The sequence below is a fragment of the Neoroseomonas lacus genome, assembly GCF_014644535.1.
In the GTDB taxonomy this organism is placed as follows: Bacteria; Pseudomonadota; Alphaproteobacteria; order Acetobacterales; family Acetobacteraceae; genus Neoroseomonas; species Neoroseomonas lacus.
The window spans coordinates 1-7,199 of the sequence record NZ_BMKW01000041.1; the positions used below are offsets into that span (position 1 = coordinate 1).

Genomic DNA, 7,199 nt, shown 5'->3' on the forward strand with positions numbered 1-7,199 from the left:
ATCACAGCGACAGGGGCAGTCAGTACGTCTCCATCCATTACACCGAGCGCTTGGCCCAGGCCGGCATCGAGCCTTCCGTCGGCAGCGTCGGCGACAGCTATGACAACGCCTTGGCCGAAAGCATCAACGGTCTCTACAAGGCCGAGGTCATTCACCGGCGAGGACCCTGGCGGTCGCTCGAGGCCGTGCAATTCGCCACCCTCGAATGGATCGGCTGGTTCAACCATCGGCGCCTGCTGGAGCCGAGAGGCAACATCCCGCCGGCCAAGGCCGAAGCACTCCACTACGCCGCCCATGACCATCAGCCGCTGGCCGCATAACTCAAACCAAACAGCCTCCGGCAAAACCGGGGCGGTTCAGAATTCCAAGTTGCATGCCGTCTGCGACGGCCACGGCCGTCCCCTCGACATGCGGCTCTCAGAAGGCCAGATGAACGATCACAAGGGTGGGTGCGGGGCTGTTGATCGACGCCCTACCGCCGGCCCGCGACCTCATCGCCGACCGCGGGTATGACAGCGACCCGTACCGCGCCGCCCTGCTGGCGCGTGGGATTTCGTCCTGCATCCCGCCGCGCAAGAACCGCAAGACCGATATCCCCTACGACCGCCTGCTCTATCGCCAGCGGCACCGCGTGGAGATCATGTTCGGCCGCTTGAAGGACTGGCGCCGCGTGGCCACCCGCTACGACCGATGCGCTCATACCTGCTCCAGCGCCATCTGCATCGCAGCAACCATCAACTTCTGGATCGGGGAATGAGTCCTGAGCCTAACACCGATCAGTACCTTGAATCATTTGTAGAAGACCCCGTGGTTGCAGGAGAGGTTTGAAGGAAAGTTGGACACCTCCAGCAACTCCCCTCGTCACGATGACCGCTTCCTGATTCACTGACGCGGGTTGGCGCGAGGGGTGGCGGTGGTTGGGCAGCCTGGGTTCTTCGATGTTGAGGATCGGCTGCGTGAGCTGTCGGCCAAGGGCGATGACTTCGAGTGGATCGCCATGCTGGTCGATTTCGCCATGTTCCGCGCGGAGCTGGATCGTGCGGTACCACGCTTCGATTGCACGAAGGGTGGCGGGCCTGCCTTCGATCTCGTGCTGATTTTCAAGATCCTGCTGTTGCAGGCGATGCACGGGCTGTCGAACGAACGCTGCGGATACCTCATCAAGGACCGCCTGTCGTTCATGCGCTGCCTCGGTCTCGGGCTGGCCGACCCGGTGCCGGACGCCAACACGATCTGGACCTTCCGCGAGGCGCTCAAGCGTGCCGGCGCGGTGCAGGTGTTGTTCGCCCGGTTCGACACAACACTGAGGGCGGCCGGTTAGGAACACACGCGGCGATGCTGATCGACAACGCCGGCTGGCGCATCGCTAACGAGTTTCGCGTCCCGCCGAACATCACTCTCGTCAACCTGCCGCCCTACTCACCCGAGTCGAACGTCATCGAGAATGTGTGGCAGTACCTTCGCGACCGCTACCTGTTCAGCGGCACGCGCGCCATCGTCGATGCCTGCTGCGTCGCCTGGAACAACCTCATCGCCGAAACCGGCCGCATCCAATCGTTGGCCGACTTCCAGTGGGCCAGACCGATCAATCCATAGCGCGCTTGGTATCAGACGGAGCGCGACGCGCCTCCGATTGCCGCACGTTAAGCTCCCAAAAACACCGCCTTCACGAAGGCGCGGTAGAGCATGATCTGCCGCGCTAGCAGCACCGGGTCGCGCGTCACGCGGGAAATCGTAATCCCACCATCCACCATCACGGACAGCATGTCAGCCAGGTCGTCTAGCTCCACCGGCAGCTTCGGTGGATATAACGCGACGATCGCGTCGAGCCTTGCCCGGAACCGCCGCCGCCAGGCGATCACCCCGTCGCGCGCCAGCGCATGGATCTCCCGATCGAACAGGTGTTCCTGGTAGCAGACTGAGGCGACCATGCAGCCCGGATGCACCTCGGTCATCGCCCCCATCATGTCGCCGAATAGCTTCAGCGCGACGAGGAAGCCGTGCAGCGGGTCCTCATTCAGCGCGTCCGCCTGAGCGAACAGTTCGTCGAGGATGACGTTGTCGCGTTCAATGTAGCGCAGCAGCAGGGCCTTCGCCAGCTCGCCCTTGTCGGAGAAATGGTAGAAGAAGCCGCTCTTGGAGATGCCGACACCCGCGATGAGTTCCTCGATCGAGGTCGCGCCAAATCCCTTCTGCAGGACCGCGGCCTCGGCAAGTTCGAGCAGCCTGTCTCTCGTGTTTTCCCGACGGCCTGTGATCTCGTTCATGGAATGACTGTACCGCAGGTCCAGCCGCTCCGTGCGAGATATCACGCTCGGACGTTTCGGAACCAACCGAACCGTTTCCAAGTCGTTGATATGCCTGCCTCTTACCAAACTATTATCAGTGTACCACGAGATGGCTGGAGGTCGGGCGGAATTTGGGGCGAAACCATCGCCACCAACATACCAAAGGGAATACTGCCATGACCGCTGACATCCGGGGAAATGCCCTGTCCTGCGGCGCCGAGGCCGCCCGCCGCCTCGATGCCGCCAGCCTCAAGTTCCACAACTACCTGGCCGATCCTATCGCCGATCTCGACGCGCTGCTCGCGGAGCATCCAGATTGCGTGATGGCGCAAGCGCTTCGCGCTGGCATCCTGGCTACCACGACGGACCGGACCTTCGCCGCCGAAGCCGCCGCCAGCCTGGAAGAGGCCGAGAGGCTGGCTCCGCGTGCCAATGCTCGCGAGCAGGCGCATGTCGCCGCCGTGCGGCAATGGATGGATGGCGACCTTTCCGGCGCGACGGAACGCTGGGGCGGCATCGCAATCGATCATCCGCGCGACCTGCTCGCCGTGCAGTATGGTCAGCTTGGCGATTTCTTCCTGGGCCAGAGCCATATGCTGCGCGACCGCGTCGCGCGCGTGCTGCCGAGTTGGCGGCGCGACACGCCAGGCTATGGCTTCGTGCTCGGCATGCATGCCTTCGGCCTTGAGGAAGCGGGCGACTATACGCGCGCCGAGGCGGCGGGCCGCGAAGCCGTCGCGATCAACCCGCGCGATGGCTGGGCCGCGCATGCCGTCGCCCATGTGATGGAGATGCAGGGCCGTGCGGCGGAAGGGGCTGCCTTCATGCAGAGCACCGCGCCCGGATGGGCGCCCGACAGCCTCTTCGCTTATCACAATTGGTGGCACCTCGCACTGTTCTACGTGGAGCAGTCCGATATTGCCGCCGCACTGCGCCTGTTCGATGAGCGGATCTCTGCCGGAGGCTTCGGCCAGGCGCTGGAGGGCATCGACGGCTCGGCGCTACTGTGGCGGCTCTGGGTGCTGGGCCATGACGTCGGCGATCGCTGGTCAAAACTACTGGCCTGCTGGTCGCCGCGGCGCAATCACGGCGTCTATGCCTTCAACGACGTTCACGCGATGATGGCTTTTGCCGCGACCGACGATCGCGCCGCCCAGGATGATGTGATCGGCACGCTCAAGCGCGCCGCGGCACGCCAGGGTACCAACGCGATGATGTCGCGCGACGTCGGCCTGCCGCTTGCCAGTGGCATTGCCGCCTTCGGCCGGGGCGACTATCGCGCGGCGGTCGCGCACATCCTGCCCGTACGCGGCATCGCCAATCGCTTCGGCGGTAGCCACGCGCAGCGCGATATTATCTCCTGGACGCTGTGTGAGGCCGCCATCCGTTCTGGCGATACGGCCATGGCTGAGGCAATGGTGGCGGAGCGCCTGTCAGCCAAAGAGAGGTCCCCAGTCGCCCAGGGCTGGGCGATCCGGGCCAAGGCCATGGCGCGGCCAATCGCCGCGTAACGCCGGCATGCGCGGGAGAATCGGTGCTTCCGCGCATCTCCGCGGGCCAACCGGCATTTCTGCCGCAGCCATCCCGGACACGCCCGATGCGACTCCTGACCAGCCAGGACGGCGTCATGGTCATGCCGCTGGCCGAGGTGGACGGTGTCGAGTGTGGGCCAGCAGTGCATCGTGCTGCGCGGCGCGGCTGAGTATCACCCGCTGGATGTCGGAAAGCTCCGTCATCGTCGGGTTCCCGGTCTGCACGCGATCATCCGGGTGCTGCCAAGCCGAGCCCCGCAGTTTGAGCCTCAGCGGGGTGGAGTGGAGCTTTCCGCGCCGTCGACCATTCGCTCAGGACGAGGCGAAGCCAAGCGAAGGTCACGATCATCTCATTGCCATCTCGTCAAAGCAGCTGCGCTTTCCCGACGCGGACGCGATGTCCCAACGGAACTCTGCGGCCGCGCCGGCGCATCCACTCGCGCCATACGACATCCACAATGGAACGGGCTCCCGCAGACCCACTGCCGACCCGATCCCCGCCGCCTGCTGTCGCAGGATCGCGAAGATCTACTCCTCACCGAACCTCGAACGCTTCATCCGTCCGTCCCTCGGTTGAGCGGGACTCCGGTCACTTCTGGAGGAATTCCCCGGGCTCAGGTCATGCGGGGCAAAGGGCGCAACGCCTTGACCGCGGCGGGACCGGGTCTAGCGTGCTGGGCCATGACAACGCACCGCTTCCGCCCGACCCGCTACTTCAACGCCATCGGCACCGCCGAACCGGTCCTGCGCGTCGCCGATGGCGACACAGTGGTGGCCGACACGATCGACGCCTCCGGCCTCGATGCTTCGGAGGTCATGGTGGCGCCACGACCCAACCCGATGACCGGACCGTTCTTCATCGAGGGCGCGGAACCGGGCGACACGCTCGCCGTGCGCATAGACCGGCTGACGCCGTCCCGCGCCACGGGCTGGACCTATTCGCCGCTGGCGCTGACGGTGCTCGACCCGGCGGCGATCCTCGAGCGGCCGCCAGTGCAGCGTGCGGTCTGGGTGATCGACCGCGACGCGGGGACGGTGCGGCTGAAGGACCCGGTGCGGGGCCTCGAGGATTTCGCGCCACCCATCCAGCCCATGATCGGCTGCTTCGGCGTGGCGCCAGCCGGAGGCCAGGCGCTGTCGACCGCGACCAGCTCGCAGAACGGCGGCAACATGGATTATCGCCTGTTCGCGCCCGGCACGACAGCTTGGTTCCCGGTCTCCGTGCCAGGGGCGCTGTTTTATCTCGGCGACGGCCATGCCTGCCAGGGCGATGGGGAAATCGTGGGCACCGGCATCGAGACGTCGTTCGAGATGGAGGTCACCTTCCGGGTGGTGAAGCGGACCATTATCTGGCCGCGCGGCGAGACGGCGCAGGATATCTTCACCATCGGCAATGCGCGGCCGCTGGACCAGGCCCTGCAGCATGCGACGACCGAGATGATGCGTTGGCTGGGGGAGGACTACGGGCTCGACGCCCGCGCTGCGAGCCACCTGATGGGCCAGGTGGTGCGCTACGACGTCGGCAATGTGTTCAACCCTGCCTATACGGTCGCCTGCCGCATCGCGAAGTCCTGGCTGACGCGCCAATGAGACGGCGGCTGCTGCTCGTCGGCGGCGTGACACTTGCCGGCTGCGCGGCGGCCGCGCCGATGCAGCCAGGCGGCGATACACGAGGCGCGCGACTTGTCGCGGCCTATCCGGATCACCTGGCTGCAGTGGAAGGCGACACGCTTGTCTGGCGCGACGGCGCGCGGATGCCGATCGGCGCGAGCCAACCGGCACGGGACTTCGAGACGATGCTGCGTTCCGCCACCATCGCCGACCAGTTGCGGCAGTACTATGTCACCGGCCCGATGCGAGGCGCGCCGCCGCGCGACCACAGCCCAGGCCGCCTGCGCAATGCCGCCTTCTTCGAGCGGATGTACGGCGATTGTCGCCGCGGCGAGACCGCGCGGCACCTGCGTCCCGTCACCTGGATGCCGCGCACGCGCCCACAGGTGCTGCTGGTGACAACGGTGAATGATGTCGCGACGCGCCTTGAGCGCGTGATCGCCTCGCTGGAGGCGCTGCCCGACCGCTTCAAGGGCTATCTGGTGCCCGCCGCAGGGACCTTCGCCTGCCGCGCGGTGGCGGACACGGGCATGCCGAGCATCCACGCCTACGGCGCAGCGATCGACGTCGCCGTACGGCAGTCCGACTACTGGATATGGTCACGCGCGCGGGGCGAGATCCCCTACCGCAACCGCATTCCCTTCGAGATCGTCGAACCCTTCGAGGCGGAGCGCTTCATCTGGGGCGGCAAGTGGTACCACTACGACACGATGCACTTCGAGTACCGGCCCGAGCTGTTCGTCTAGCTCGGAGGCGGACGCCTCGCCGCCAGCAGCAGGATGAAGCCCGGGCGGTCGTAAGGCGCGGGCAGAACGCGGCCGGTCCGGTCGGCCGGGAAGCGGCGCAGCGCGACGGTGCCCTGCACATTGCCGCCGATCGCCTCGATCATCCCGGGCATGGTGCGCACCACGACATCGCAGTGCATTGGGCGGGGCCTGCCGCGTTCGGCCAACCGCTCCACCCAATGCGACAGCCGCACCCAGGCGCGGTCGGCGCATAGCAGGTCGCCCGGGACCGGTGCCTGGTCCTCCGGCGCATGGGGCGTGAAGGGTGCATCCTCCGGGTCGTTCATGGCACGGTCGAGGATGGCATCGATGTAACGGGCATGTCGCGAGGTCGAGGGCAGATCGCTCTCCGGCATGTTCGCCAGCCGCGCGACAGCCGAGATGAAGGCGGCCGACCAGGCAGGATCTGCGTAGAAGGCCAGGTCGTCGATACTCGCCTGTGGCATCGGCCGCGCCTCGTTCTCCTCGCCGGCCTCGGCCGCGAGCCGCGCCTCCAGCGCTGCGATGCCCGAGCGTAGATCCTCATGCTGCTGCGCAATGCGCCAGCCGCCCGGCACGGACGACCAGTATCCGGTGAGCCGCGCGAAGCGCCCGGGCGTTGCCGCGGTATCGGGTGGGCGCTGTTCCGGCCAGCCTTCGATGACGATGCGCCCCCAGATGCGCCATTCCTCGACGGCGGCGCGTGCTAGCGGGTTGGTCGGGTTCGGATCGGGCAGCGGTGCTACGCGGCGCGGCGCACAGGCGGCGAGCGCAAGTATCACCAGAAACGGAAGCATCCGACGCATTGCAGCGCAGTATTGCTGTGCGCGATGCCGGATGCACCCCATCTTCGCGCGGAATCCGACGCCAAGGTGAAATGGGCCTGCCCCGCCTGAGTGGACACCTTTGATAGGCTGAAGCGCCAGGAGGTGACGATGGTAGGTGGCGTGAAACGGCGTCGGAGTTTTCCCGACGCGTTCAAATGGGAGGCGATTGCCGCGATC

General features: G+C 66.2%; 9 protein-coding genes and 1 pseudogene. 7 read left to right on the forward strand and 3 right to left on the reverse strand.

Translation table 11 applies throughout. The features are described from left to right. From IEY36_RS30100 to IEY36_RS30115, 4 genes and pseudogenes are all read left to right on the forward strand, one after another. Positions 1–320, forward strand: a 320-nt coding sequence (locus IEY36_RS30100) for an integrase core domain-containing protein (protein WP_188973974.1), incomplete at its 5' end; no start/stop codon positions are given. Between the two features lie 140 nt (positions 321–460). Next, positions 461–757, forward strand: a complete 297-nt coding sequence (locus IEY36_RS30105; protein WP_188973975.1) for a transposase — start codon at positions 461–463, stop codon at positions 755–757. Between the two features lie 156 nt (positions 758–913). Continuing rightward, a pseudogene (locus IEY36_RS30110) lies at positions 914–1,318 on the forward strand (transposase); the annotation flags it as partial. 17 nt (positions 1,319–1,335) lie between these two features. Then, a complete protein-coding gene (locus IEY36_RS30115) occupies positions 1,336–1,596 on the forward strand; it encodes a transposase (RefSeq protein WP_188973977.1) in 261 nt (86 codons plus the stop codon). A 47-nt stretch (positions 1,597–1,643) separates the two neighbouring features. On the opposite strand, the gene IEY36_RS30120 is transcribed toward IEY36_RS30115, so the two are convergent. Next, complete coding sequence (locus IEY36_RS30120; protein WP_188973979.1) at positions 1,644–2,267, reverse strand: TetR/AcrR family transcriptional regulator; 624 nt, start codon at positions 2,265–2,267, stop codon at positions 1,644–1,646. A gap of 197 nt (positions 2,268–2,464) precedes the next feature. Here IEY36_RS30120 and IEY36_RS30125 point away from each other — a divergent pair, with 197 nt between their 5' ends. The 3 genes from IEY36_RS30125 (at position 2,465) to IEY36_RS30135 (ending at position 6,177) form a co-directional block, all read left to right on the forward strand. Continuing rightward, a complete protein-coding gene (locus IEY36_RS30125) occupies positions 2,465–3,799 on the forward strand; it encodes a tetratricopeptide repeat protein (protein ID WP_188973981.1) in 1,335 nt (444 codons plus the stop codon). Positions 3,800–4,501: 702 nt separating this feature from the next. Beyond that, a complete protein-coding gene (locus IEY36_RS30130; protein ID WP_188973983.1) occupies positions 4,502–5,410 on the forward strand; it encodes an acetamidase/formamidase family protein in 909 nt (302 codons plus the stop codon). Continuing rightward, positions 5,407–6,177 (forward strand): M15 family metallopeptidase, encoded by a 771-nt coding sequence (locus tag IEY36_RS30135; RefSeq protein ID WP_188973985.1) that lies wholly within the window; start codon positions 5,407–5,409, stop codon positions 6,175–6,177. The genes IEY36_RS30130 and IEY36_RS30135 overlap by 4 nt, the downstream gene beginning before the upstream one ends. Here IEY36_RS30135 and IEY36_RS30140 read toward each other — a convergent pair. Together IEY36_RS30140 and IEY36_RS31010 are read right to left on the reverse strand one after the other, a co-directional pair. Further along, positions 6,174–6,977: a DUF2272 domain-containing protein gene (locus IEY36_RS30140; RefSeq protein ID WP_229681718.1), complete on the reverse strand. Its 804-nt coding sequence runs from the start codon at positions 6,975–6,977 to the stop codon at positions 6,174–6,176. The genes IEY36_RS30135 and IEY36_RS30140 overlap by 4 nt on opposite strands. Further along, positions 6,974–7,199, reverse strand: a 226-nt coding sequence (locus IEY36_RS31010) for a hypothetical protein (RefSeq protein ID WP_229681719.1), incomplete at its 5' end; no start/stop codon positions are given. The genes IEY36_RS30140 and IEY36_RS31010, both read right to left, overlap by 4 nt.

Excerpts from the sequence above, each read along its gene's own strand:
- IEY36_RS30115 (WP_188973977.1), top strand. The coding sequence starts at position 1,336 with ATGCTGATCGACAACGCCGGCTGGCGCATCGCTAACGAGTTTCGCGTC.
- IEY36_RS30120 (WP_188973979.1), bottom strand. The coding sequence starts at position 2,267 with ATGAACGAGATCACAGGCCGTCGGGAAAACACGAGAGACAGGCTGCTC.
- IEY36_RS30125 (WP_188973981.1), top strand. The coding sequence starts at position 2,465 with ATGACCGCTGACATCCGGGGAAATGCCCTGTCCTGCGGCGCCGAGGCC.
- IEY36_RS30130 (WP_188973983.1), top strand. The coding sequence starts at position 4,502 with ATGACAACGCACCGCTTCCGCCCGACCCGCTACTTCAACGCCATCGGC.
- IEY36_RS30135 (WP_188973985.1), top strand. The coding sequence starts at position 5,407 with ATGAGACGGCGGCTGCTGCTCGTCGGCGGCGTGACACTTGCCGGCTGC.